The 25,171-nt window shown below is 71.3% G+C and carries 17 protein-coding genes and 1 tRNA gene; 10 read left to right on the forward strand and 8 right to left on the reverse strand.

Going from position 1 to position 25,171, the window contains the following annotated elements; genetic code table 11:
- Position 1 precedes the first annotated feature (1 nt).
- The 5 genes from JOF44_RS08865 to JOF44_RS08885 all read left to right on the forward strand — a co-directional run bounded on the left by JOF44_RS08865 (position 2) and on the right by JOF44_RS08885 (position 5,041).
- Positions 2-940 (forward strand): metallophosphoesterase, encoded by a 939-nt coding sequence (locus JOF44_RS08865; protein ID WP_209889898.1) that lies wholly within the window; start codon positions 2-4, stop codon positions 938-940.
- Between the two features lie 56 nt (positions 941-996).
- A tRNA-Pro gene (locus tag JOF44_RS08870) sits at positions 997-1,073 on the forward strand.
- Between the two features lie 704 nt (positions 1,074-1,777).
- Entirely contained in the window at positions 1,778-2,752 is a 975-nt protein-coding gene (locus JOF44_RS08875; RefSeq protein ID WP_342591726.1) for a C40 family peptidase, read from the forward strand.
- A 275-nt stretch (positions 2,753-3,027) separates the two neighbouring features.
- Positions 3,028-4,437: a beta-N-acetylhexosaminidase gene (locus tag JOF44_RS08880; protein WP_209889904.1), complete on the forward strand. Its 1,410-nt coding sequence runs from the start codon at positions 3,028-3,030 to the stop codon at positions 4,435-4,437.
- Position 4,438: 1 nt separating this feature from the next.
- Positions 4,439-5,041, forward strand: coding sequence for a LytR C-terminal domain-containing protein (locus JOF44_RS08885; protein WP_209889908.1), 603 nt, complete (start codon positions 4,439-4,441; stop codon positions 5,039-5,041).
- On the opposite strand, the gene JOF44_RS08890 is transcribed toward JOF44_RS08885, so the two are convergent.
- Positions 5,038-7,005 carry an Ig-like domain-containing protein gene (locus JOF44_RS08890; RefSeq protein ID WP_209889910.1) on the reverse strand — a complete coding sequence of 656 codons (1,968 nt, stop codon included), beginning with the start codon at positions 7,003-7,005 and terminating at the stop codon, positions 5,038-5,040. The two genes, JOF44_RS08885 and JOF44_RS08890, sit on opposite strands and share 4 nt — an antisense overlap.
- A gap of 85 nt (positions 7,006-7,090) precedes the next feature.
- Between JOF44_RS08890 and JOF44_RS08895 the strand changes: the two genes are divergently transcribed.
- Entirely contained in the window at positions 7,091-8,614 is a 1,524-nt protein-coding gene (locus tag JOF44_RS08895; RefSeq protein ID WP_209889913.1) for a maltokinase N-terminal cap-like domain-containing protein, read from the forward strand.
- On the opposite strand, the gene JOF44_RS08900 is transcribed toward JOF44_RS08895, so the two are convergent.
- From JOF44_RS08900 to JOF44_RS08910, 3 genes are all read right to left on the reverse strand, one after another.
- Complete coding sequence (locus JOF44_RS08900) at positions 8,577-9,086, reverse strand: hypothetical protein (RefSeq protein ID WP_209889916.1); 510 nt, start codon at positions 9,084-9,086, stop codon at positions 8,577-8,579. The two genes, JOF44_RS08895 and JOF44_RS08900, sit on opposite strands and share 38 nt — an antisense overlap.
- 467 nt (positions 9,087-9,553) lie before the next feature.
- Positions 9,554-12,952, reverse strand: coding sequence for an ATP-binding protein (locus JOF44_RS08905; protein WP_342591727.1), 3,399 nt, complete (start codon positions 12,950-12,952; stop codon positions 9,554-9,556).
- A gap of 89 nt (positions 12,953-13,041) precedes the next feature.
- Positions 13,042-15,141: an SIP domain-containing protein gene (locus JOF44_RS08910; RefSeq protein ID WP_342591728.1), complete on the reverse strand. Its 2,100-nt coding sequence runs from the start codon at positions 15,139-15,141 to the stop codon at positions 13,042-13,044.
- A gap of 416 nt (positions 15,142-15,557) precedes the next feature.
- On the opposite strand from JOF44_RS08910, the gene JOF44_RS08915 reads away from it, so the two are divergent.
- From JOF44_RS08915 to JOF44_RS08930, 4 genes are all read left to right on the forward strand, one after another.
- Positions 15,558-17,363 carry a glycosyltransferase gene (locus JOF44_RS08915; RefSeq protein WP_209889919.1) on the forward strand — a complete coding sequence of 602 codons (1,806 nt, stop codon included), beginning with the start codon at positions 15,558-15,560 and terminating at the stop codon, positions 17,361-17,363.
- 2 nt (positions 17,364-17,365) lie between these two features.
- Positions 17,366-18,616 carry a CDP-glycerol glycerophosphotransferase family protein gene (locus tag JOF44_RS08920; protein WP_209895844.1) on the forward strand — a complete coding sequence of 417 codons (1,251 nt, stop codon included), beginning with the start codon at positions 17,366-17,368 and terminating at the stop codon, positions 18,614-18,616.
- Between the two features lie 186 nt (positions 18,617-18,802).
- Positions 18,803-19,489: an IspD/TarI family cytidylyltransferase gene (locus tag JOF44_RS08925; RefSeq protein WP_209889922.1), complete on the forward strand. Its 687-nt coding sequence runs from the start codon at positions 18,803-18,805 to the stop codon at positions 19,487-19,489.
- Entirely contained in the window at positions 19,482-20,189 is a 708-nt protein-coding gene (locus JOF44_RS08930) for an SDR family NAD(P)-dependent oxidoreductase (protein WP_209889925.1), read from the forward strand. The genes JOF44_RS08925 and JOF44_RS08930 overlap by 8 nt, the downstream gene beginning before the upstream one ends.
- A gap of 101 nt (positions 20,190-20,290) precedes the next feature.
- Here the strand turns inward: JOF44_RS08930 and JOF44_RS08935 are convergent, their stop codons facing one another.
- From JOF44_RS08935 to JOF44_RS08950, 4 genes are all read right to left on the reverse strand, one after another.
- Complete coding sequence (locus JOF44_RS08935) at positions 20,291-21,178, reverse strand: ABC transporter ATP-binding protein (RefSeq protein ID WP_209889928.1); 888 nt, start codon at positions 21,176-21,178, stop codon at positions 20,291-20,293.
- Positions 21,171-22,118: an ABC transporter permease gene (locus JOF44_RS08940; protein WP_245348900.1), complete on the reverse strand. Its 948-nt coding sequence runs from the start codon at positions 22,116-22,118 to the stop codon at positions 21,171-21,173. The genes JOF44_RS08935 and JOF44_RS08940 overlap by 8 nt, the downstream gene beginning before the upstream one ends.
- Positions 22,119-22,317: 199 nt before the next feature.
- Positions 22,318-23,124: a polysaccharide pyruvyl transferase family protein gene (locus tag JOF44_RS08945; protein WP_209889931.1), complete on the reverse strand. Its 807-nt coding sequence runs from the start codon at positions 23,122-23,124 to the stop codon at positions 22,318-22,320.
- The gene (locus JOF44_RS08950) at positions 23,121-25,142 is read right to left on the reverse strand and encodes a glycosyltransferase family 2 protein (protein WP_209889934.1); all 2,022 of its coding nucleotides are present in this window, start codon (positions 25,140-25,142) and stop codon (positions 23,121-23,123) included. Before JOF44_RS08950 ends, JOF44_RS08945 begins: the two co-directional genes overlap by 4 nt.
- Positions 25,143-25,171 lie beyond the last annotated feature (29 nt).

Below are 25,171 nucleotides of genomic sequence, written 5' to 3' on the forward strand. Positions count from 1 at the left end.
GGTGCGCCCTCTCCTCGCGGCCTCGACGGCCGCGGGCCTGGCAGGGCTGGGCGCCGGAGCGGCGGCGCACGTCTGGTCCCGGCACGTCGAGATCCACCGCTACACCCTGCGGGAGACCGAACTGCGCATCCTGCCTCCGGGCGCGCGCACCCGCCGCCTGCTGCACATCAGCGACATCCACCTGATGCCCCAGCAGCACCGCAAGCTCGCCTTCCTCGAGTACCTCGCCGCGCTGCGCCCGCACCTGGTCATCGACACCGGGGACAACATCGCCTCGGCCGCCTCGGTCCCGGTGCTCGCCCAGGCCCTGGACCCCCTGCTGCGCCGTCCGGGCGCCTTCGTGATGGGGTCGAACGACATGTACGAGCCGGCGCCGAAGAACCCGGCCCGGTACCTGCTGCCCGACGCGCGCCCGGAGGGCCTCACCGAGCGCACCGAGCCGGACCTGCCCACCCAGGAGCTCGCACGCCGTCTGTCGGAGCACGGCTGGAAGGACCTCACCAACGCCCGGGCGAGCATCGAGCTGGGCGGGCTGGAGATCCGACTCGTCGGGGTCGACGACCCGCACCTGGACCGCGACGAGATCCCTCCCGCGGCCGATCCCGCGCCTCCTGCTCCCGAGCACGGCAACGTGCTGCACCTCGGGGTCGCCCATGCGCCCTACCGTCGCGTGCTGGACGGCTTCGTGGCGGACGGGGCCGATCTGATCCTGGCGGGCCACACCCATGGCGGACAGCTCCGCGTGCCCGGCGTCGGTGCGCTGGTGACCAACTGCGACCTCCCCCGACAGCAGGCACGAGGACTCTCGGACTGGCAGGGCGTGCCCCTGCATGTGAGCGCCGGACTGGGGGCGAGCCCCTACTCCGACTACCGCCTGTTCACGCCGCCCGAGGCGACCTTGCTCACTTTGCGTGCTCCGCGACCCGGACAGGGGTCCTGAGCACTCCGAACCCCTGCTAAAGTTGCTCCTCGGTGCACCGCTTCGGTGGGCACCACCGGGGTGTGGCGCAGCTTGGTAGCGCGCCTCGTTCGGGACGAGGAGGTCGCAGGTTCAAATCCTGTCACCCCGACCACCGGCGTCATGACGGCGCCACCGACGACGGGTCGGAGCTTCGGCTCCGGCCCGTTCTCGCATTCCCGTCATGCCCGTCGGCCGCCGCCCCGCCGCGCTGGAGCCCCGCGATGCACCCGACCCCCGCGACGCATCCGCTTCCCGACCACGCGGCCGCACCCCACCGACGCGCGGAGGTCACCCCGTCACACACCCGCGACGCCCCGAACCCGCGACGCCCGGCCAGGATTCGGACACCTCACCGCATCCGGAAGGGGCCGGGCCCGGCCGTATGATCACCCGGTGATCCTATTTGTCCGTTTTGAATTCGCAGAATCACATCCGCGTAATTAACACAGACATTTTCTGATTCTTGGGAACAACACGGTGGAATTGTCCGAATCTACGTAAAGCTTTGGCAAATTCCTGGGCTCTGATCGGTAAACCTCCCTAGGGGCTGCGCGTGACCTGCACATACAGTGACCAGCGGCGTCCCATGATCGGGGGCGCTGACCGTGTCGCCGCCTTCCCGTCACCGGCCCGGTTGCTTCCTCCTCTTCCCTGGGTGACGGGCGCTGGCCGTGCGCGCGCGTCGTGTTCGAGCTCGCGAGGCGACGGAGAAAGTGATCGCTTCACATGTTCCGCACAGCTCCTCGAGGCACACACCGGGCAGCCGGCCGTGCCGTGATCGACTATCGGGGCCTCGCGGCTCCGGTCGGTCGAGGCGTGGGAGGAGTCGCCGCCATCGGCGCCGTCTCCGCCACCGCCGCTCTCACGGGCACCGCATCGGCCACGGCCCAGGGCCCGTCCCCGGCGACCAGTGGCACCGTCCGTTCCGCGGCTCCGGCCGTGGCGCCGTCGGTGGCTCCGGCCGCACCCCGATCCACGTACTCCGGCGTCAAGCTGCGCCTCGGTGCCCGCGGCGATGCCGTCCGGCACCTCCAGCGCGAGCTGAACGGCCACGGCGCCTCGCTCGCGGTCGACGGCGTGTTCGGGTCCAGGACCCTGGGGGCCGTGAAGGACCTGCAGTCCTCGGCCCGCATCGCCGTGGACGGCGTGGTCGGCCCGCACACCTGGAACGCCCTGGCCGGCAGCTCCTCGTCGTCCTCGCAGCCCACGCTGCGCGCGGGCGATCGAGGATCCGCTGTCAGGACCCTCCAGTCCCAGCTCAACGACAGCGGAGCCTCGCTCTCGGTCGACGGCGTCTTCGGCAGCAGGACCGTCCATGCGGTCCGTGCACTGCAGTCCGCCGCCGGCATCAGCGTGGACGCCGTCGTCGGGCCGAAGACCTGGAACGCCGTCTACAGCGACGTCCGGATCTCCGGCGGCTCCGGGTCCGGGGCCTCGGTCAGCGGGCAGGCCATCATCAACCAGGCCCGCTCGCAGATCGGCGTGCGGTACCAGTGGGGCGGGGAATCCCCCTCCACCGGCTTCGACTGCTCCGGTCTGGTGCACTACGCGTACAACCAGGCCGGCATCGACCTGCCGCGCAAGACCGCCAAGGGCTACGTCTTCGGCGGGAAGATCATCTCCCAGTCCCAGGCAGAGCCCGGCGACCTCGTGGCGTTCACCGGGAACGACTACGGGCACATGGGCATCTATGTGGGCAACGGGAAGATCATCGACGCCTCCGGCTCCCGCCAGCAGGTCGTCGAGCGCTCGATCTGGAGCGCCCCGCACGTCTTCGTCACCTACCGCTGATCCGCTGATCACCCTGTAGGGGACGTCCCCAGCCACGACGACCTGCTCGACGCGAGAGCGTCACCGGGAAGGAGCAGGACGCCGTGAAGGAGCCCGGTCGGCACCGCCGACCGGGCTCCTGTGCGCCCGGACCCCGACGGAGCGTCCGCTCCCGACCCCGACCGACCCGCTCCCGCCGCGACCGCACGGTCCGCCCTGCTCGCTCGGCCCACCGGGACGCCCGGGCCGTGGCAAACTGGGTGAGACCCACGACATCCCCGTCCCAGGAGAAGTTGATGCCCGACCCCATCGCCCTCGTCCCGCTCCCTCAGTCCGTCATCTGGTCGGAGGGCGTCTGGGAGACCAGCGCACCCTGGGACGGTCTGTCCGTCGGCCTCACCGAGGAGCTCCCCCGCACGGAGTACGCGCTGTCGATCTCCCCGCAGGGGGCCAGCCTCACCGCCGGCAGCGAGGCCGCGCTGGCCGATGGGCGCAACACCTTCGCCCAGATCGTCACCGGGGCGGGCGAGGCGATCCCCTGCGTGACCATCAGCGACTATCCGAAGCACGCCTGGCGCGGCATGCACCTGGACGTCTCCCGCCATTTCCGCACCGTGGCCGAGGTCGAGACGCTGATCGACGCGATGGCGCTGCACCGGCTGAACGTCCTGCACCTGCATCTGACCGACGACCAGGGCTGGCGCGTCGAGATCAAGGGCTATCCGAAGCTCACCGAGATCGGGGCATGGCGCGAGCAGACCCTGGTCGGCCACATGGGCGAGGACGATCAGTCCTGGGAGTTCGACGGCACGGCGCACGGCGGCTCCTACACCCAGGACGAGCTGCGCTCCCTGGTCGAGTACGCCCGCCGACGGGGCATCATGATCGTGCCCGAGATCGATCTGCCCGGCCACATGCAGGCCGCCATCGCCGCGTACCCGAATCTCGGGAACTTCCCCGAGCAGCAGGTGGGCGTGCGCGAGGTCTGGGGCATCTCCGACCACGTCCTCGGAGTCTCCGACGAGGTCTTCGACTTCCTGCGGGACGTGCTCACCCAGGTCGCGGGGATCTTCCCGGCCCCCTACGTCCACATCGGCGGCGACGAATGCCCCCGCGTGGAATGGGAGCGCTCGCCCGAGGCACGCACCCGGATGAACGAATGGGGCCTGACCCGCGTCTCCGAGATCCAGGGCCGCTTCACCCAGTTCGCGGCCGACGTCCTCGCCGAGGCGGGCAAGCGCATCATCGCCTGGGACGAGGTGCTCGACAGCCACCTCCCCGATGACACCGTGATCATGAACTGGCGCCACGGCAACGGCCTGAAGACCGCCACCTCGCGCGGATTCCAGACCATCATCGCGAACAACGAGCACACCTACTTCGACCACTACCAGGCCGATCCCACGCAGGAGCCGCTCGCCATCGGTGGTCTGACCACCGTCAAGGACGTCTACACGGCCACGTTCTCCCCGCACAAGCTCACCGATGAGCAGCGCTCGCTGCTGATCGGCGTCCAGGGCCAGCTGTGGTCGGAGTACACGCCCACCGCGGCGCAGGTCGAGTACATGGCCTTCCCCCGGATGTGCGCTCTCGCCGAGCGCGCCTGGGGATCGCCCGAGCAGAGCTGGGACGAGTTCGAGGAGCGGCTGCGCGGCCACCTGCCCCGCCTCGACGCCTTCGGCATCCGGTACCGCCCGCTGGACTGACATGCCCTCCTCCCACCACGACGCCCATCCCTATGGGAGGTCGGCCGACGACGTCCGGCGCCGTGACCAGCGCGTGCGCCGGACACGACGCCTGCGCGCGACGCAGCTGGCGTTCTTCTCGGTGCTCGCGATCGTCCTGGTCGGGATCGGCGCCTATGCCGTGAGGGAGTTCCGCGAGCCGGTCGCCGAGCCCGGGGTGATCGCCCCCAAGGGCGACGGCTCGGAGCCCAGCGAGCTGACCTGCCCCGAGCCCGGCACGCTCCCGCTGGACCCGGCCGAGGTCACCGTCACCGTCCTGAACGGCACCGGCCGCAGCGGGCTGGCCGGGCAGACCTCCGACCAGCTCGGCGAGCGCGGATACACCGTCGGGGATCCCGGCAACACCGACCGGTCCAGCGGTCCGGCCACCATCGTCTACGGGCCCTCGGGCTACGTGGCGGCCCAGTCGGTCCTGGCCCAGCTCCCGGAGGCGACGCTGAGCATGGATGACCGCGATGACGCCACGGTGTCCCTGCTGCTCGGCAAGGGGTTCGACGGACTGGCGGAGGAATCCGATGCCGCCGCCGCCCTCGAGGAGCCGGTCGCCATGCCCGAGGGCTGCTAGTCCTGCCAAGCGCGGCGGTCGGCCTCCATGCGGGTGCCGATCCACAGCGCGACGCCGCCGCCGAACAGCAGCAGCAGGGCGATGGTGCCGTAGACCATCGCGGTGGCGGGCGCCGAGGGCATCAGCCCGGCCAGCAGGCTGTTGATCCCGCTGACCTCATGACCCGTGTCCCCGGCACCGGTGAGAGTGCGGTCCACCTCGACGACCAGAGAGGCGGTGGTGGGGATCCCCTCGCTGTCTCTGACGTGGTAGGTGATCGGAGTGGTCCGGCCGACGAACCCCTCGGCCGGGGTGAAGGTGACGGCCCCGTTGGCGCTGACCGTGTAGGTGCCCTCGGCCGGGATCACCAGGCGCTTGCCGCGCCCGTCCTCCAACTCGCTGAGGTTGGTGGCCTGCAGCGACGAGATCTCGACCGATTCCGGGACCAGGGGCTGGGACCCGCTGCCCGCGGTGTCGTTGCCGAGCACGTCCACGGTGGTCGCGGTCTGCGGTGCGGTGCGCTCCTCGTCATCGCGCATGGTCGCGATCACCGGGGAGATGGTGGCCTGGAAGGTCGCTTCGACCCGGTTGTCCGCGTAGACGCCCTGCGCCGTGATGCCCACCGGCGAGGAGGTGCCGGTGAAGGAGTCCTGGGGGGTCATGGTCACCGTGCGCGACTCGACGTCGATCCGCCACGTGCCCTCGCCCTCGACGACCGCCTCGGTGCCGTCCTCGGAGAGCTCGGCCCCCTCGGGCAGGGCCCCGGGGTCGAAACGCAGGGAATCGGTGCGCACGTCTCGGATCCCGGTGGTGGTCAGATCGAAGTGGACCTCGCTGCCGGGGGTGGCGGCCACCGCCCGATCCATGAGGATCGGATAGGCGGTGCTGAGCAGCGCGGTCCCGGAGGTGTGGCCCTTCCCGTCCCCGCCGGCGATGCCCATCGGCGCGGTCACCCGCACCTCGGCGCTCTCCGGGGAGAAGCGCACGGTGGCACGGTCGCGGTCCAGCACCCACGTCCCCTGCCCGGGGACCTCGACCTCGGTGCCGTCCTCGGAGACGCTCACGCCCCCGTCCCCGGCCGCCGGCACCAGGTGGAGCGTCTCGGGGTCGACGTACTGCTGCCCCTCCCCCACCACGAACAGGATGTCCTCCCCGTACGGCGCCGACCAGTCCAGGTCGGAGATGATCGGGACGGTCAGCTCGACCTCGCCGGCGCGGACGACGGTGCCCTCGGCGTCCTCGACCACGACCCGCACCGGATCCAGCTGGCGCCCGAGCCCCGGGGCCGCCGGGGCGTGGCGGAGCGTGCTGCCGTCGGCCGAGAGCTGCCAGATGCCCTGTTCCGGCACCGTAGCCCGGCTCCCGTCGGCCACCAGGGTGGAGCCGGCGGGCAGGCCGGCGAGCTCGAGGCGGACCGATCCGCCCTCGGGGACCTGGTCGTCCAGGGCGATGTCCGTGGGCTCCCCGGCGGAGCCCCGCGCCGTGATCTGCTCCAGCTCCAGCACCTCGGGGGTGAACACCTCCGGCAGGGAGCGGCTGCCGTGGATGCTGCCGACGGTCACGGCGACCGGGGTGGTGGGGCCGTCGACACCGCTGAGCGGGGTGAACACCAGATCGTCCCCGATCAGCGACCAGGTGCCCTCCCCGTCCACGGCGATGCTCCGGGCGTCCTCGCCGAGCGTCATCCGATCCGGGGCGCCCCCGTCGACCGCCTGCGGCACGACCAGCCGCGCGGTGTCGAGCTCGAGCTGGTCCTCGACGTCGTCCTCGACCAGGGAGACCAGCGGCACCCTCGTGACGGCTCCGGGGACCATCGCGAGGCTCGATGCCTCGGCCGGGAAGGGGAAGGGGCCGTCCTCCCCCAGCGCCGCGGCGGGCAGGGTCAGCGTCACGGCGAGCGTCCCGGAGGCGATCAGCGCGGCGAACCGCGCGGCGACCCTTCTCAGGCCCGCGCGCGCACGGGGACGCGTCGTCTGCTCAGGCACCCGGTCAGGGTAGCAAGGGGAGCTCCGTCCGAGCCGGACGGTCGGTTCCACCGCCGCCCGAGCCGGGGCCCTCTACAGTGAGGTCATGGACGAGCCGAGCTCACCGGTCCCCTCCGCCTCCGCCTCCGACGCCCCGACGATCGACACCGCTGCGATCGACACTGCTGAGATCGACGCTGCCGCGATCGACGTCACCGCGCTGCCGCCCCTGCCGGAGCTGCTCGACGCGCTCACCGACCAGCTGGCGGCATGGATGCCCGCTCAGCGCTGGTACGCCCGCAAGGGCACCGGGACCCCCGACGTCTCGATCCGGGGATGGGCGCCGCTGCGGGTGGCCGACGACCATCTCACCGTCCTCGTCGTCCTCGCCGCGGCCGTCCCGGGATCCGACCCCGAGGACGCCTCCGCCCGCACGCTCTACCAGGTGCCGCTGGTGCTGCGCCGCCCGGACGAGTCCGTGGGACGGCGCGAGGAGGGCTCGGAGGTGGGCGTGCTGGCGGTCCCGGGCGGCCCCCTGCGCGTGGACGATGCCACCCTCGACGCCGACGGGAGGGCGGCGCTGATCGCGACCCTGGTCTCCGGGGACGGGGCGCTCGGTCCGTCGCTGGCCCTGGCCTCCCACCGGACCGTCCCGGACGGCCCGCTCCCGCTGGGCCGGGCGATGCGCAGCCGCCCGCTGTCCGGTGAGCAGTCGAACTCCTCGATGATCATCGAGACCGAGGGCGCTTCGCCGCTGATCCTGAAGCTGTTCCGCGTGCTCCAGCACGGGCAGAACCCCGACGTCGTGCTGCAGGGCGCGCTCACCGCCGCGGGCAGCACCCGGGTCGCTCCGCTGGTCGGCTCGGCGACCATCCGGGTCGGCGGGGTGCGCACCCAGTCGCTGCTGGCCCAGGAGTTCCTGCCCGATGTCGAGGACGCCTGGCGCACCGCGCTGCGTCTCGCCCTCGCCGGCGAGGACTTCACCGGGCCCGCCCAGGAGCTCGGCGCCGCCGTCGCCGAGGTCCACCGCGATCTCGCCGCCGCCCTGGGGACCGTCCCGGCCGAGGGCGCCGCGGTCGCCGAGATGGTCAAGCAGATGCGGAGCCGTCTGATGGAGGTCGCGGCGGAGGTTCCCCGGCTCTCCGCGCACCGGCCGACGATCGAGGCGCTGTACGCGGCCGCCGCCGAGGTGCGGTGGCCGCCCCTGCAGCGCATCCATGGGGATCTGCACCTCGGGCAGGTGCTGCGGGCCCCGGACCGCGGCTGGGTGCTGCTGGACTTCGAGGGCGAGCCGCTGCGTCCTCTCGCCCAGCGGTCCCGTCCGGACTGCCCGCTGCGGGACGTCGCCGGCATGCTGCGCAGCCTGGACTACGTCTCCGGCGCGGTCGCCCATGAGCATGCCCGGGATGCCGCGGCGTGGACCGCCGCCTCCCGCTCGGCCTTCCTGGCCGGCTACGGAGCGCAGAGCGGGCAGGCGCCCGATCCGCGGGTGCTCGCCGCCTTCGAGGCCGACAAGGCCGTCTACGAGGCGCTGTACGAGGCGCGCAACCGGCCGGACTGGCTGCCGATCCCGCTGGCCGCGCTGGAGCGGATCAGCGCAGCCGCCGCGGAGGCGGGGTCAGCGGGCTGATCGGCGAGGGCGGGCTGGTCGATCCCACCGGGCGCAGCGATCCCGGCAGGAAGGGAGCGCTGACCGCGCGGACCGCGACCCGCACCCCCACGATCACGTCGAGCAGGTCACCGGTGGCGTCGGTCCAGGTGGCGCCGCAGATCCCGTGGGCATCGCTCTCGGAGCGGCGCCGCATCCCGAACGCCGTGGCGACCGCGTCGGCGGCCCCGAGCAGACGGGCGGCGCCCGCGTCGGCCCGGCCGGGTGCCCCCGAGCTGGCCAGCAGCGCGCTGACGTGGCAGAAGGTCTCCATGCCGCGCCAGGACACGCCGGAGGACCGGTCGCGCTGGGGCCGATGGTCCTCGAAGCCGAGCAGACCGGACTGCTCCTCGAGCAGGGCGGCGGTGGCAGCGCTGAGCAGGGCGTGGATGCGGGCGTGGGTCTCGTCCTGACCGGCGATCTGCGGCGGCGGCCCGGTGGGCAGAGCTGACATCGCTGTCCACCTCACGCGTCTCGCACTGTCCGGCCCGACGGCGTCGTGCCGGCTCCGCCCGACCCGGGCGAATCCGGATCAGGGTATCGGCCCGTCGCGGACCTGCCGATGGGGAGAACTCCCCATCCACGCGCCCGGCCCCACCCCTCCGCGAGTCGAGCTCTGCGTTCCCGGCCCCTCCGCGGGTCGAGCTCTGCGTTCCCGGCCCCTCCGCGGGTCGAGCTCTGCGTTCCCGGCCCCTCCGCGGGTCGAGCTCTGCGTTCCCGGTGCCATGACGCGCAGAAGGAACGACACCGCAGAGCTCGCCCAAAGGGACACCCAGAACCCGCCCAAAGGGACACCCAGAACCCACCCAAAGGGACACCGCAGAGCTCGCCCAAAGGAACACCCGGGGCCCACCCGGAGGGAAGGGGCGGTCGGGCCCGCGACGGCCGGACCGGCTCCTGTCCGGCCCGGTCCGGTCCCTCTCACTCCTCCGTCGGGACGAATTCCACCGGGGCGACCGAGGAGTACCGGTCCTGCCGGATGGAGACCACGCCGACGCCCCCGATGAACGGGGCCAGGGCCTGCGGGTTCTTGCCGGGGTTGGCCAGGATCACCTGGAACCCGAAGTGACGGAAGGACTCCATGGCAGCGGTGATGAACTTGCCGGCGCCCTTGGAGAAGGCCTCGTCGATGATGATCGGGGCGTAGCGGGGCACCTCGGCACCGGTGCCCGCCAGCTGGTAGCGCAGGGCCGCCGCCAGGCAGAACGTGGCCAGGCGCTCGTTCTGGCCGCCGGAGAGCGGGCCGCCGGACTCATGGGCGTGGACCACCGTGCCCTCGGCGTCGATCTCCTCGGCGTGGAAGTGCACGTGGCGGCGAACGTCGAGGATCACTCGGGAGACCTGGTCCTCGCGGGTGCGGGCCGCGCTGATCATGTCCATCAGGTGACGCAGGGACAGGAAGCGCTCCTCCGCCAGATCCCGGTCCCGGCTGATGTCGTTCAGCGCGGTGTCCGCGACGGCGTCCTCGAGCGCCCGCTTGAACTCGTCCAGCGCCGCCAGGTGCACCGGCCGCATGGACAGCTGCAGGTAGCGGCCGGAGTGGAACTCGACCTGGGCGAGCAGGGCGTTGATGCGCTGGAGGCGCTTGCGGATCTCCGCCGGTTCGCGGGCGATGGCGGTGGCCAGGGCCTGCACGTCGCCGAGGGTGTTGCCGGTGAAGAACTCGAAGAAGCGGTCCTCGACCTCCGGAAGCTTCTCCTCCTCGATCCGCTGCAGGATCGCCAGGAAGTCCTCGACCCCTTCGAGGGTCGGGGCGGTGTCCCCGGCCTGCGCGGGCCAGCGGCGGGAGAACTCCCGCATGGCGGTGCGCATGTCCTCCTCCGCGCGGGAGGTGCGGCGGGTCAGCGCCATCAGCTCGGCGTCCAGCGTGGCCGAGGCGTCCTTGGTGACCTGGTCGATGTTGCCGATCACCAGGGACGGGGCGATCGCTCGGAAGCGCTCGGCGAGCTCGGCCTCGACCTCCGGGTCCAGGCTGGACTCGGCGACCCGCTCGCGGGCCGCGGCCAGGCGCTCCTCGGCCCGCTCGGTCTGCTCGCCGAGCTTGCCGGCCGTGCGCACCACCTCCAGCAGCTCCTCGTCGGAGTCGGCGATGGAGCGCTCGACCTCGTCGATCTGCCGGGCCAGCTCGCTGAGGGCGGCGGAGCCGTCCTCGGCGGCGCGCACCATGTCGCCCAGGTTCGCGATCCGTCGCGCGACCGAGGCGGCGTCGATGTCGTCCCACTCGACGGCGCTGATCGACTGCAGGGCGTAGAGCCGTTCCCGGCGCTGCTCGCGCTCGGTCTCGACGTCCTTGCGGCGCGCCTGCGCCTCGAACAGCTCCTGCTCGGCGCGGGTGCGCTCGGCCTCGAACACGGCGCGCTTGGCCCGGTTGTCGAAGCCCAGGACCCACTGCGAGCGGTCGTTGATGCGGCGGTCGGCGTTCTTCTCGTGGCGGCTGGCGGAGTGCTTGATCTGACCGGAGCGCAGCACGGCCCGGTTCAGTCGCGTGAACTCCTCGAGGGACTCCGCACAGGTGTAGTCCATGCGGGAGGCGATCTCGTGGCTGAGCCAGACGTGGAACTCGCCGTCCTTGACGTCCAGCTTGGCGGCCAGGGTCCGCTCGTCGATCGCCTTCGCGGGGCGGCGCAGGTCGGTGTTGACCCGGTTGTAGGAGATGCGTCGACGCAGCTTGGTGCGGTCGATGACCGCGGCGACCTCGCGGTAGACGCGGTCGGGCACCAGGATCGAGCGGGCCAGGCCGCGCAGCGCCTGCTCGGCGGCGGCGGTCCATTCCTCCTCGCCGGTGCGCACCTGGAGCAGCTCGGCGGCGAAGGGCAGCTCGGTGGGGGCGATGCCCACCTCGGAGGCGATGTGGTCGCGCAGGGCGACGTCCTCGGAGTGCAGGTTCGAGGCGCGGGAGGTGAGCGAGGCCAGCTCCTCCCGGGTGCTCTCGACGGTGGCGGACAGCTCGCGGACCCGCGCCTCCGCCTCCCAGCGGGCGGAGTCCGCCCCCTTCTCCTCGGTCTCGAGGGACTCGCGCAGGGTCTCGACCTCGCGCTGCAGGGCGAGGAAGAGGTCCTCCCCGGCGGGAGTGCGCAGATCGACCGTGGCCAGCTGCGCCGCGAACTCGGTGCCGCGCTCGCGGCGGCGGTCGCGCTCGACCTCGAGGCCGGCGATCTGCTGCTTCCAGTCGTCGATCTCACCGCCGCCGGCGCGCTTGCGCTGCTCCTTGAGCTGGGTGAGGTCCGAGCGGGCCTCGGCGACGTCCTGGGTCAGACGGCGCTGCTGGGCGCCGAGGCTGTCGCGCTCCAGCTGGAGACGCTCGGTCTCCTCCCCCAGCAGGCGCACCAGGTGCTGGGCGGCGTACACGTCGATGTCGGCCCGACGGTCCACCAGCTCCCCGCCGCGCTCGCGCATCGCGGTCCAGTCCTCATGGTTGCCGCGCAGGCCGCGCAGCAGATCGCGCTGCTCGCGGGCGGTGACCAGCGCCTCGTACACCTCCGAGAGGTTCTGGAAGTTCGCCAGCGCCTGATCGGCGAGCTCGAAGGTGCGCGGCGCATCGAGCATGTAGTCGCGCAGCAGGGCGTTGACGTCGCCGAGCTCCTTGGCGGACTGGATCTTGTGCAGCAGACCCAGCGCCTTCTCGTCCGGGATGCCCAGCAGCTGGCAGAAGGCGGCCCGGTACTCGCGGAACTGCCGGAAGGTGTCGGTGCCGGGGTGGGCGGCCTCGAGCGCCTTGCCCTCGATCTGGGAGGAGACGAACTGGCGCAGGTCGGTGACGTCCAGCGGCGTGCGGGAGATGACGTACAGGCTCTTGACGTCGGAGTCGGAGCTGTGGCCCGCGTGCAGCAGGAGCAGCCTCGAGAGCTGGACGGTGCCGCCCATCCCGTCGCCGTAGCGCAGGGTGAGCACCGACAGGGTGGTCTTCTCCCGCAGCACCTCCTGGCTGAACTCGCCGGTGGCCTGGTCGTAGTGCATCGCCCAGGCACCCCGCACGTAGCTGGCCACGGTGCGGCGGTACTTCGAACGGGCCGGGCCCGCGTCGGAGGCCGCAGCGTTGAACTGCAGCGAGCGCGGCGGGGTCAGCAGAGCGCTGATGGCGTCCAGCAGGGTCGACTTGCCGGTGCCGGGCCCGCCGGTGAGGAAGTAGCCCTTGGTCGAGATCGGCAGATCGTGGGTGCCGTGGAAGGTTCCCCAGTTCGAGACCTGCACCGCGGTCAGGCGCCACTGCCCCGGATGCGGATGGTCGGGATCGCGCGCGATGCTCTGCGCGGTCTCATCGGCCTCGGGCATGCCCGGCAGGTCGAGGCCGTCCTGGGCGGTATCGGTCGCGGAAGTCACCCGGCAAGACTACTAAGGAGCGCGGTGTGCGCGGGCCGGGTCGGGGTCGGCGTGGCCCGGATCGCGGTCGGCGCCGGCCGAATGCGCACTCAGCCCTCCGGTCGGCCCTGGCGCCAGTACCCCATGAAGGAGACCTGGCGGCGGTCGATGCCGAGCTCGGAGACGAGATGGCGGCGCAGCATCTTGATGGTGCCCGCCTCTCCCGCGAGCCAGGCGTAGAAGGTGCCGTGGCCGGTGGTGGTCTCCCACAGGATGCTGGAGTCGATGTCGATGTCCTCGAGCTCGGCGCGCCCGGCGCTGCCGCCGAGGCCGTCGGCGTCGAGACCGGCCTCGATCCGGAAGGCCTGGGCGTCCTCGCACATCAGCCGCTGGACCTCCGCGGCCATCAGCTCCCCGTGGGGCCGCTCGCCGCGGACGAGCCAGGTGACCTGGACCCCCGAGCGGGTGAGGACCTGCTGCTGGTCGGAGGCGTCGGGCACCTCGATCACGGCGTGGCCGGCGATCGCCTCGGGCAGAGCCTCCAGGATCGAGCAGATCGCGGGAGCCGCGGTCTCGTCGCCGACCAGCAGCACGGTGCGGGCCGCGCCGGGACGGAACTCGATGCCTCCGTAGTCGGGGCCGACGACGTGCCGGTTCGGGCCGAGCATCGAGATGGTGTCGCCCACGCGGGCGTCGCGGGCCCAGCGCGCGGCGACGCCGCTGCCGGGGATCTCCTCCGCATCGAGGTGGAGGACCACGTCGATGTCGATCTCGGGATGCGCGGTCAGGTTGCCGGGATGGCCGGCTCCGCGCTGCGCCCGCACCGTGTAGGTGCGCATCCACCCGCGGTCGACGGGGTCGATCTGCAGCCACGTGCGGTACCACTCGGCGTGGGTGGCGGGGTCGAGCAGTGCGCCCGGGCGCACGGTGGCGAAGTGGTCGGCCGACGCCTCCGGGCCCCGGATGATCAGCTTGATCCGCATGTCCAGCGGATGCCCGCCGGCGCCGAAGTGCACCAGGTCCGGGGAGGTGAGGGTGAACCGCAGGAGGTTCTTCCCGATCGGCGTGATGGCTCCGACGCTCAGCTCGAAGGCGAGCTGGGAGCTCGCCTCGAGGGCCGGGGCCAGGGCGGGCACGGCGGTGGTGTCGGTCGCCGCCGCCTGTGCGCGGGCAGCGGTCGCGGTCGCGGCGCTGTGGGCGGCGGCCGCGGCGGCCTGGGTGGTCGTCGTCAAGGCGTCCTCCTGGGAATCGGCGGGGGCGGAGCGGCCATCTGCCGCGCTGTCGTCGTCGGCGGTGCGGGGCTCGGGGGCGTCGGCGGTGCGGGGCTCGGGGGCGTCGGAGGCGTCGGAGGCGTCGAGGCTGTCGCGGCCCAGCGGGAGCACCATCGGGCTCGCGGTGACGGGGTCGGGCACCACCAGGGCGTCGAGGTCGAAGACCTCGCGGACCATCTGCGCGGTGATCACGTCGGCGGGGGCGCCCTCGGAGTGGATCTCGCCGGAGAGCACCGCGACCAGGTGATCCGCATAGCGCGCGGCGAGGCCGAGGTCGTGCAGGACGATGCCGACGGTGGTGCCGCGGCGACGGTTGAGCTCCCGCACCACATCGAGCACCTCGAGCTGGTGGGTGACGTCGAGGTAGGTGGTGGGCTCGTCCAGCAGCAGCACCTCGGTCTCCTGGGCCAGCGCCATCGCGATCCAGACCCGCTGGCGCTGACCGCCGGAGAGCTCGGCGACGGGACGGTCGGCCAGCTCCTCGCTGCGGGTGGCGGTCAGGGCCTCCTGGACGGCCCGCTCGTCGTCCTCGCTCCATCGCGGGACCAGCCCCTGATGGGGGAAGCGCCCGCGGGAGACGAGCTCGCGCACGGTGACGCCGTCGGGCGCCTGCGGAGCCTGCGGCAGCAGGCCCAGCCGTCGGGCCAGGCTCTTGCCGCCCAGGGAGTGGATGTCGGTGCCGTCCAGCAGGACGCTGCCGCGGCGCGGCGTCATCAGGCGCGACAGTCCGCGCAGCACGGTGGACTTCCCGCTGCCGTTCGCGCCGACGATGATCGTGATGCGGCCCTCGGGCAGGGCCAGGCTGAGGTCGTGGACGACCTCGCGCCGGTCGTAGGCCAGGTGGAGATGGCGGGCCTCCAGGAGAGGCCGGGGCGGAGCATCCTGGCCGCCCGGGCGTGCGGGGAGGGGGTCACGGGTGCGCGTCATGTCGAGCGTCACGGCAGATCCTCCCGGGGTTGCACCACCGGATCGACGATGGTGAGGCAAACCTGACCTTATTCCGCAAGCCGTGCGGTGCGCAATTGTCTCTCGCGCTTCCGGCCCGGCCGCACCCCATCGATGCACGCCGCAGAAGGGCGGGCGGCCCCGGATGCGACAGGCATCACGTCCCGCATGTCGACGAGCAGGCCGCCCGGCCCCATCCCGAGATCCTGCGGACGGGGCCTCACCGGCGGAAATCCCCCTGGGGGGCGCGCGGCAGGGTCCCGTCCCCCCGTGGCCCACGTTGGTATAGTCCCGGCACCGATGAGGTGATGCTGTCGCCACCGCGGCGATCGGCCCTGCTCGACCGCCTCCCCGTCCGCCGTGCACGGCGGACGGGTGCGGAACCTGTCCGACGACGGTGAGGAGTATCGATGCAGGACGCGCGGAGCGGTTCGCGTCGGCCGGAGCGGCCCGGCCGCGACCGCGGCGCCGACCCGTCGGCCGACGGGACCCCGCTGACCCTGCAGGCCTCCCCCACGGTCTCCTCGACCTCGCAGGACCCGTCGACCTCCCTGTGGGACCGGGCCTTCCCCGCCGCCTGGTGGCGGCCGGTCCTGGCCGGGAGACCGGTGACGGTGCGCGTCGAGGGCGGCGCCGCCTCCCTGCGGGGCGCCCGGAACGGCCGCGCCCTGCGACTGGGACCGATCCCGGAGGGCCGCCGTGAGCTGACCGCCGACGACCTCGAGGCCGACTGGCTCTGGATCGAGGGGGACGCGACGGCGGTGACCTGGAGCATCGCAGCCGAGGCCACCCTGCCGCCGGTGACGGTGGTGGTCCCCACCTACCGCCGCGAGGCGGATGCGAGGCGGCAGGCCGACCGCTTCGCCCGGATGGACGTCGTGACCACCGTGGTGGTGATCGACCAGGGCGGGACCCTGGCCGAGGACGCCGCGTTCACCCGGCTGTGCGCCGCCTCCGACGCGATCCGCCTGGTGTCCCAGGAGAACCTGGGGGGCTCGGGCGGATACGCCCGCGGCATGCTCGAGGCCGCCGACGACCCCGGCGCCGCCGTGCTCTTCTCCGACGACGACGCCGTCCTCAGCGAGGAATCGCTGCGACGGATGCTCACCTATCAGGCGCTGGCGGAGCGACCCACGATCCTCGGCACGCCCCTGTTCTCCTCCGTCACCCCCAGCTACCTGGTCGCCCACGCCGAGTCCGTGCGCACCGGCATCTTCCAGTGGAAGCCCGCCGACAGCCTGGGTGACGGCGTCGACCTGGCCGGGACCACCCCGGAGCAGTGGACCTTCCTCTCCCCCGCGTCCGCGGTGAACTACACCGGCTGGTGGGGCACCCTCTTCCCGCCCGGCACCGTCGCCGACCTGGGCCTGCCCGCGCCGCTGTTCCTGAAGTGGGATGACGCCGAGTACGGTCTGCGCGCCACCGCGCACGGCTACGCGCATGCGGTCCTGCCCGGGACCTCCGTGCACCATCCGCCGTGGAACGCCTACCGCACCCAGATGACGTGGACCGCGCGCGTGCTGCACCGCAACCGCCTCGCGATCGCCGCCGCCTACGGGGCCGGACGCGGCGTGATCGGCTCCTCGCTGCTGCACCAGACCAAGCACATCCTGGCCGGCCACCTGCTGACCGCCGAGCTCTGGCAGGAGGGCATCACCGCCTTCCGGGCGGGCCCCGACGCCTGGCTGGGCAGCGACCTGCGCCGCGCCCGGGCCGAGGGGGCGCAGGTCGCGGAGACCTGGCACACCGAGCACGACGTCGACGAGACCGCGACCCCGACCCGCACCACGCCACTGCCCCTGCTGCCGGCGGTGGGGCGCGCTCTGGTGCGGATGCTGCGGCCCGATCAGCCGCCGCGGGTGGTGCTGGCCGTCGATGCCGACGCCGTGCACTGGCGCACCACGATGGGGGCCGACACCGTGATCATCACCGAGGACGGTCGGCCGCTGACCGCGTTCACGGTGCGCGGCTCCGACGCCCGGCGCGCCCTCGTGCGCACTGCGAGCTCCCACCTCGACCTCGCCGTGAACTGGGGGCGGCTGCGCCGCCGATACCATCGGACCCTCCCGCGGCACACCACCGCCGACTCCTGGGCCGCCCTGATCGGCACGGACCGCGCCACGGGGGCGAGAACCCCGGACGACCCGATCGACCCCCCTCGCCCGATCCCCCCGACCGATCCCACCGACCCGACCACCCCGACCAGGAGGCCGTGAACATGCCGGCACGCGGGAACGCCCTCCGCCGCAGGGTGCGCAGCCTCGGCGGCAAGCTGCTGCGCCGCTACCGCCTGCTGCCCGGCGGGATGCCGGACGGCCTCGGGGACGACGAGGCCCTGCGCGGAGCGAGTCTGGACGGCGAGGTGGTCGTGTACTTCCCCGACACGGTCGACAGCCTCTACCAGCTGCGCAGCTGGTACGGGCCGCTGCGCGAGCTGCACGCCGCCCAGGGCGTGACCGTCGTGTGCATGGACTCCCGCACCGCCGCGACGATCCGCGAGGAGAGCGCGCTGCCGACGGTGACCATCGCCCTGGACGCCACGCTGGATGCGATCATCCTGCGCAGCGGCACGAAGCTGGTGCTGTACGTGAACTTCAACCCGCTGAACACGGCGGCCCTGCGCTCCCGCTCGGCGATCCACATCTCGCTGCTGCACGGGGACTCCGACAAGGCGGTCTCGGTCTCCAACCAGGTCAAGGCCTACGACTACTCCTTCGTCGCCGGGCAGGCCGCGATCGACCGGTTGGAGCGGTACACCTCCCTGTTCGACGCGTCCGCCCGCTGCATCCCGATCGGTCGCCCTTCGCTGGACACCGACTCGGTGCCCCGCAGCCCCGGCTCCCCCGATCGCCCGGTGGTGCTCTATGCGCCGACCTGGGAGGGCGGCCAGGCCTCCGTCGGGTACTGCTCCCTGCTCACCCACGCGGAGCCGACGGTGGCCTCGCTGGTCCGGGCCGGCCTCGCCGTCATCTACCGCCCCCACCCGCTCACCGGGGTGCGGGTGCCCGAGTACGGGGAGGCCGACGCCGCCCTGCGCGCACAGGTGGAGGCCGCCGGCTCCCTGGTGAGCACGGACCGCCCCCTGCAGCAGGACTTCGCCGACGCGGATCTGCTGCTGTGCGACGTCTCCGCCGTGGCGAACGACTGGCTGCCCACGGGCCGGCCGCTGATCATCACCCGCTCCACCGATCCGCAGGCGCACGACGCCGGCACCGAGCTGCTCGGCGTGGTGCCGCGCCTGGCCGCAGCGGACGCGGACGACGCCGGAGCGACAGCGCGGGCGCTGATCGAGCACGACCCGCTGCTGGAGAAGCGGATCGAGCTGACCGAGTACTACCTCGGGGACACCACCCCCGGGGCCTCCCTGCAGCGGTTCCTGGACGCCTGCCGCCACCTGGCCGCCCGCCGGGACGAGCTGTGGAGCCGGATCCAGGAGAACGAGGGGATCACCTCCCCCGATCCGAGCTGAGCCGGCCGCCGGCGGTGAGGGATGACTCGCGCTCCCGCGTGCCGACCGGAAAACCCACCGCGGGCTTGTACAGTGAACGCCACGGGCCGTCCCGGTGACAGCCCCGTGAACTCGACGGATGCGGGCCTGTGACCAGGCGACTCGTCGCCTGTGGGCAGACCCGCCAGCCCGCACGAAGGAACCCATATGTACTCACTCATCCTCCTCAACGGTGGGATAGGCGCTCGCACCGGTGCGAGTCAGCCGAAACAGCTCCTCAAGCTCCGAGGGATACCGATCCTGGTGTACGCGCTCGTCACCGCAGATCGGGTCGAGCAGATCTCGCAGATCGTGGTGAACTACCCGCCCGATTGGCGCGATCAGGTCGAGGAGGTCCTCGAGGCCTACGCGATCTCGACCCCGGTCACGCTGGTGGAGGCCGGAGATTCCCGGCACTCCTCGGTCGCCGCGATGCTTCCGCACTGCACCAACGACGACGTGATCATCCACGAGTCGGCTCGCCCCCTGGTGCGGACCTCCGACTTCCAGCGGCTGATCGACTCGCAGCACCGCAACGTCTCGCTGATGTCCGAGATCTCCTTCACGGTCGCTCCCGTGGACCCGGAGACCTCCGCGGTCACCGGCTCCCTCGAGCGCGACCGGCTGCGCAACGTGCAGCTGCCGCAGAAGTTCTCGAAGTCCGATCTGCAGGACGCGCACTCGCGGGCCCTGGAGCAGAGGACCGAATACACCGAGGACGCCACGCTGGTCGCCGACAGCGGGTTCCCCGTCCACTTCGTGGATGGATCGGACCGCAACTTCAAGGTCACCACCAGCACCGATCTGAAGATGGCAGGATTCCTCCTGCGACCCGAGGAGGACGACGATGAGTAAGACCGCGCTCGTCACCGGAGCATCGCGAGGCATCGGCCTCGAGACCACCCGTCGCTTCATCCTCAACAACGACGACATCACCACCGTGGTGATGTGCGCGCGTGACTCCGAGGACTTCGACCACAACGTCGCCGAGCTCGAGAAGGAGCTGCCCATCGGGCGCCGGATCGTGCCGATCAAGGTCGACGTGGGCGACCGCCCGGCCCTGAAGGCGGCGATCGAGCAGGCCCACGACACGGTCGGCAACATAGACGTGCTGGTCAACAACGCCGGATACACCAATCCGGTGCCGCTGCAGCAGGTCGACATGGACGACTTCGAGAAGACGATCAACGTGAACCTCTACGGTCCGTTCACGATCGTCCAGACACTGCTGAACCGGGGCAACACCTTCGGCCTCATCGTCAACATCGCCTCGACCGCGGGCATCAACGGCCGCTCCGGCTGGCTCACGTACTCGGCCTCGAAGGCCGCCGTGATCAACATGAGCCAGGTGATGCGCGAGGAGCTGTCGATCTACGGCACGCGCGTCGTGTGCCTCTCCCCCGGACGCACGGCGACGGATCTGCGCAAGACCCTCGCCCCGGACGAGGATCCGAGCACGATCATGCAGCCCGAGCACGTCGCCCAGGTCATCAACACGATGTCCTCCCCGGTGGGTCGCTTCATCGATTCGGAGAACATCGTCGTGCGTCAATGACTCCGACGCGTTCCTGATGACAGCAGGGCCCGTGCACCGGTGGTGCACGGGCCCTGCTGCCGTCCGGGCTGCTGTCCGGAGGTCACATCGGCCGCGGAGCCTCAGCCCACCTTCTTGGCCGCCGCGGCGCTCTTCTTCCGCTGCGCGTTCCGTGCGTGGACGTACTCCTTGTACGCCTGGCACACCTCCCGCGAGCCGCCGTCCATCACGAGCCGGCCCTCATGGACCCACAGCACGCGCGTGCACATGCTCTGGACCGTCGCGAGCGAGTGGCTGACCAGGAACACGGTGCCGGCGGACTGCCGGATCTCGTCCATCCGGGCCTTGCTCTTGGCGCGGAAGTGGGCATCGCCGGTGGCCAGCGCCTCGTCGATCATGAGGATGTCCGGGACCGCCGAGGCGGAGATGGCGAAGCGCAGCCGCGCACCCATGCCGGAGGAATAGGACTTCATCGGCAGGTTCACGAAGTCGCCGATCTCCGCGAAGTCGACGATCTCCTGATACTTCTCCCGGGTCTCCTCGAGGGTCAGTCCGTTGGCGAGCGCGCCGATCATGATGTTGCGCTCCCCGGTGAGGTCCTTCATGAGCACCGCGTTCACGCCGAGCAGCGACGGGTTGCTGGCCACGTGCACCGTTCCCGCCGCCGGCGGCACGAGCCCGGCGATGGCCCGCAGCAGGGTCGACTTGCCCGAGCCGTTCACCCCGATGATGCCGATGGCCTCACCGTGGCGGGCGGCGAAGGAGACCCCCTTGATCGCCTTGACCTCGCGAACGGGCGGATCCGCGGCCCCCCGGCGCGCCAGGCGTCCCAGCAGGCCGGACTTCCGCCCCGGTCCGTGCCCGACCTTCTTCGCGCCGAAGACGCGATAGGACACGTGCAGGTCGTTGACCAGCAGGGAGAGCTGGTCCGAGGGGATCTCCTCGGGCGGAGTCGCGTCGAGGTCCTCCGGATCGATCTCGAAGTCGATCTCGTCATGGGTATCAGTCACGTCCGTATCGCTCCTCTCCGCTCCAGAACACCAGGAATCCGATGACGCTGAACAGCACGGCCCAGATCACCCCGAACAGCCACATCGTGGCGTCGGGCGTGTAGGCCGGCTCATTCAGCAACGAGGATCGCACCAGGTAGAGGTACACGGCCACGGGTTGGTACTCCAGGATCCACCCCCAGCTGAAGACGCCCACGACCCTCTCCATCGAGAAGATCACGCCGGAGGCGTACATCAGGATCCGCATGAAGTGCGGCAGCAGGTTGTCGAGGTCCGGCGTCATGGCGACCCACCGGGCCACCATGAACGCGCAGCCCGTCGAGAAGATCCACATCAGGATGACCGCCGGGAACAGCAGCAGCCAGTACCAGTCGATCGTGACCTTCCCTGCGATGGGCAGGAACCCGGAGAGGTACGAGATCACGCACATGACCACCAGGGCCGGACCGAGGACGGTGAGCTCTGCGAGCACGCCGGCGATCGGGAGCACCGCGCGGGGGAACTGCACCGAGCGCACCAGGTTCAGGTTCTTGTTCAGCGAATGGGCGCCGGCCATGACCGAGCGCTCGAAGAAGCGGAACATGAACACCCCGACCACGATGAACGCGATCGTGTTCTCGATGCCCTGCCGGCCGATCTGCAGGAGGAACCCGAAGATCAGCACGTAGACCGAGGCGTTGATGATCGGGGAGATCAGCGTCCAGACCTGGCCCAGATAGGTGCCCTGGTTCTCGGAGTACGCCTTGGAGACGGCCATCACGCGGATGAACGAGCGGCGCTCCCACAGCTCCCGGAAGTACGCGCCCAGACGGGGGCGGACGCCGATCGCCTCGAGCCCGTTGTCCCGGACGGCGGTCTCCACCGCGGCCGGCGCGAAGGTGCGCTCCAGCGGGGGCGGCACCGTCGGTGTCGCCTCGAGCTCTGGCTCGACGTTCGTCAAGACGCTGCTCCCATCTCGCCGAGGGCAATTGCTTCGCGGCCGTACGGTCCTCGGGCTGTCGTTCATGATAGCGACGGGGGAGGTCCACGTCCGGGACCCCCGCCGTTCACGAGGACCCACTGTACGGCGATGCACCCTCACGGCACAGACGCGGTGACGCACGCCCCCTGACCACGGTCCGGCCGGCACAGCGACACCTTCAGATGTCCCGCAGCGCCCGCGTCAGACCCTCCTGCAGGTCGTACAGGCCGACGGGCTCGGCGTAGCCGTCGATCACGGCGTCGACGACCGCGCGCAGGGACTGCGGGCCCCCGGTCGGCACCGTGTACTCGCGGTAGCGATCCGCGACCGGGTAGGCCGAGTAGTAGTCGTGGAACTTGTACAGCCCGCCCTTGAGTCGGTCGCCGAGGCGGATGTGCGCGTTCGGCACGCCCAGGGCATCCGAGAAGATCAGCCCGTGCAGGCTCGAGGAGATCACGGCGTCGCAGGCGGCGATCTCCCGGGCGACCTCCTGCGGGGTCCACGCCACATCGATCACTCGGACGCCGGAGCCCAGCGCTCGCATCTGCTCGATCACCGGCGAGGAGACGTCGTGGTAGTGCGGGATCACCCCGAGGCTGTAGCGCTTCTTCACGGCACCGTCCACCAGCAGCGGGGCCAGGATCCCGGGGTCCCCCAGGGCGATCTCACGGGGGGAGAGGTTCTCCACCCGGGCGAGGGTCGACCGGCCCCGCACCGCGAGCGCGTCGAGACGGGCGGGCTCTTCCTCGTCCGCCGCGGCCCGGATGAATCCGCTGCCCCAGATGCGGGGCTGGTTCTGCTTCTGGCGGCGCAGGATCATCTGCACCACCGAGCCGGCGCCGACCAGGTCGCACGACTCCGGTGCTGACCAGGTGACCCGCCGACCTGTGAGGCGCTCGACCAGCGGCGGGGTGAGCTCGTCACCGAAGTTCAGCCGGTGAGGGTACTTCCAGCGCCACCAGAAGGTCTTGATCGGGGCGCTCATGAGCGCCGGTCCCGAAGACGACGAGCGGCGCGGACCAGCGCGGGACCGAGGACGGGGACCGCGCCGACCTTCGACGCTGCCCGCTCCCGCACCGCCCACAGCCGCTCGGAGCGGGTCCGCGGGTCAAACGTCGGCAGGGGCATCCGGTTGCGGCCGCTGTCGCCCGGGGCGGTGACGCGTAGTGCGCCATCCTCGTCGAGCGACAGACCGAACCCGGCGGCACGGGCGGGCCAGAACTCGGTGCCGCTGGCCCGCAGGGGTGTCTTCGCGTCGCCGAGCACGGCGCTGACGGCAACCGTTGCGCCGACCATCTGCGCGGTCAAGGGCAGGCGCAGCCCGATCAGACGCTCGCCGAGGCGAACTGCCGGGAGGAGCTGCCGACCGCCATGCTGGTGCACGCCCTCCAGGTGGCCGAAGTACTCGTCCTGAGGGGTCGGCTCGCTGGTGGTCTCCACGAGCATCACCGCCCGGCCGTTCTCGTCGAGCGTGAATCCGACCGCTCGGGCTCCTGCCAGCTTGCGGTGCATCACGCCGCCCTGGTCGATGGACAGGTTCCCGTGCCCCTGCGTGAAGTAGGCGATCACGCGGTCCTGAGGGGTGGGATCATCGGCGAGGTTGGTCTCGCCTTCGGGCTCGATCGTGCGCGCCCGGTCGGAGCCGAGGCGGATCGTCTTCTCGAACTCGCCGAACCGGACCGCGACGACGACGTCCCACACCCCACGATCCAGGCCGTCGTGCTCGGCGCCGACGGCGAACGTCGACGCGCCCGGCGTGAGGTCCTCGGAGACGATCCGGAAATCTGCGATCTCCTCGTCGTTGCGTTTGCGGGCCCGCAGCATGATCGAGTCCGGGGCGCCGTCGAGATCGGGGATGCGGACAGTCGCGGCGATCATTACCCGCCGACCATCGATCCTCACGTCCTCAAGCCTGCAGAGCATCCTGGGCGCGTCGACGACGAGCTCATCGGGCGGGACCAGATGAGCGACGCTCTCCGGCAGGTGACGCCGGAATGCACCGTCGCTATAGGTGAGCCGGCGGGTCGGCTTCCCGGCGAGGTAGGAGGAGTAGGCCTGCAGACCGTCGAGGTCACCCGCCATCAGCAGATCCATCTCGGAACGGATGTCGTCCTCGATGACGCGGCGCACGCCCTCGGTGTAGAGGTGACCCACCCGGGAGCGGAATAGCTCGCCAAGCCGCTCCTGCTCCGCACGCTCCACGCCCTGCCAGCGGGAGTCGAGCGCACGCTTCATGGTCCAACCCATCGGACGTTTTAGCAGCGCATCGCGGCTCTCGCCCGGCTCCGTGTACTGCTCGATGACCTCGCTCAGCCGCACGGCGATCATAAACTGGGACTCGGAGCTCTGCTTCACGAGCGTCAGATTGCTGCCGTCGGTCCGGTGTCGGATGACGTAGTAGTCCATGTCGGCGAGGATCGAGATCTTCCTCGCGTTCAGATAGACGGCTGCCATGAACGGCTGGTCCTCGCCGACCTTCTGATCCTCCGGGAAGCGCAGATCGTGGCTCTCGATGACCTCGCGACGGATCAGCTTCGTAGGCCCGAGGGTGTTGAAGACCTTGTGCTCGACCAGATCGGCATCCAGGATGGTTCGACGGAACATGGTGCTCGGGGCCTGGCGCCTGTCGGTGCTGGTCATCTTGCCGAGTACGACGTCGGAGCCCTCGGTGCGAGCGACCTCGACCATGCGGCGCAGTGCATCGGGGGTGAGCCGATCGTCGGAGTCGAGGAAGAAGAGGAAATCTCCCCGCGCCCGGCCGATCGCGGGATTGCGTCCGCCGCCCGGGGTGCCCGAGTTCTCCTGGGTGATCACGGTGATCCGGAGATCCTCGGCCGCCAGCTCAGCAAGAACGGCGTCGCTGCCGTCGGTCGAGCCGTCGTCGACGGCCAGGATCTCCACGGCATCACGGTCGATGGTCTGCTCGCGCACTGACTGGATCGCCTCGCGCACATAGTCCACGGAGTTGTACACCGGGATGATCACGGAGACCTGGGGAGTCATGGGACCTCATCTCTCGGGGGGTCTGGGGC

The sequence above is a fragment of the Brachybacterium fresconis genome (assembly GCF_017876515.1).
Taxonomy (GTDB): domain Bacteria; phylum Actinomycetota; class Actinomycetes; order Actinomycetales; family Dermabacteraceae; genus Brachybacterium; species Brachybacterium fresconis.

Bases quoted from the DNA above. Each gene is read 5' to 3' on its own strand.
- JOF44_RS08920 (WP_209895844.1), top strand. From the start codon at position 17,366: ATGCCGGCACGCGGGAACGCCCTCCGCCGCAGGGTGCGCAGCCTCGGC.
- JOF44_RS08950 (WP_209889934.1), bottom strand. From the start codon at position 25,142: ATGACTCCCCAGGTCTCCGTGATCATCCCGGTGTACAACTCCGTGGAC.
- JOF44_RS08880 (WP_209889904.1), top strand. From the start codon at position 3,028: ATGCCCGACCCCATCGCCCTCGTCCCGCTCCCTCAGTCCGTCATCTGG.
- JOF44_RS08930 (WP_209889925.1), top strand. From the start codon at position 19,482: ATGAGTAAGACCGCGCTCGTCACCGGAGCATCGCGAGGCATCGGCCTC.
- JOF44_RS08900 (WP_209889916.1), bottom strand. From the start codon at position 9,086: ATGTCAGCTCTGCCCACCGGGCCGCCGCCGCAGATCGCCGGTCAGGAC.
- JOF44_RS08915 (WP_209889919.1), top strand. From the start codon at position 15,558: ATGCAGGACGCGCGGAGCGGTTCGCGTCGGCCGGAGCGGCCCGGCCGC.
- JOF44_RS08925 (WP_209889922.1), top strand. From the start codon at position 18,803: ATGTACTCACTCATCCTCCTCAACGGTGGGATAGGCGCTCGCACCGGT.
- JOF44_RS08945 (WP_209889931.1), bottom strand. From the start codon at position 23,124: ATGAGCGCCCCGATCAAGACCTTCTGGTGGCGCTGGAAGTACCCTCAC.
- JOF44_RS08885 (WP_209889908.1), top strand. From the start codon at position 4,439: ATGCCCTCCTCCCACCACGACGCCCATCCCTATGGGAGGTCGGCCGAC.
- JOF44_RS08895 (WP_209889913.1), top strand. From the start codon at position 7,091: ATGGACGAGCCGAGCTCACCGGTCCCCTCCGCCTCCGCCTCCGACGCC.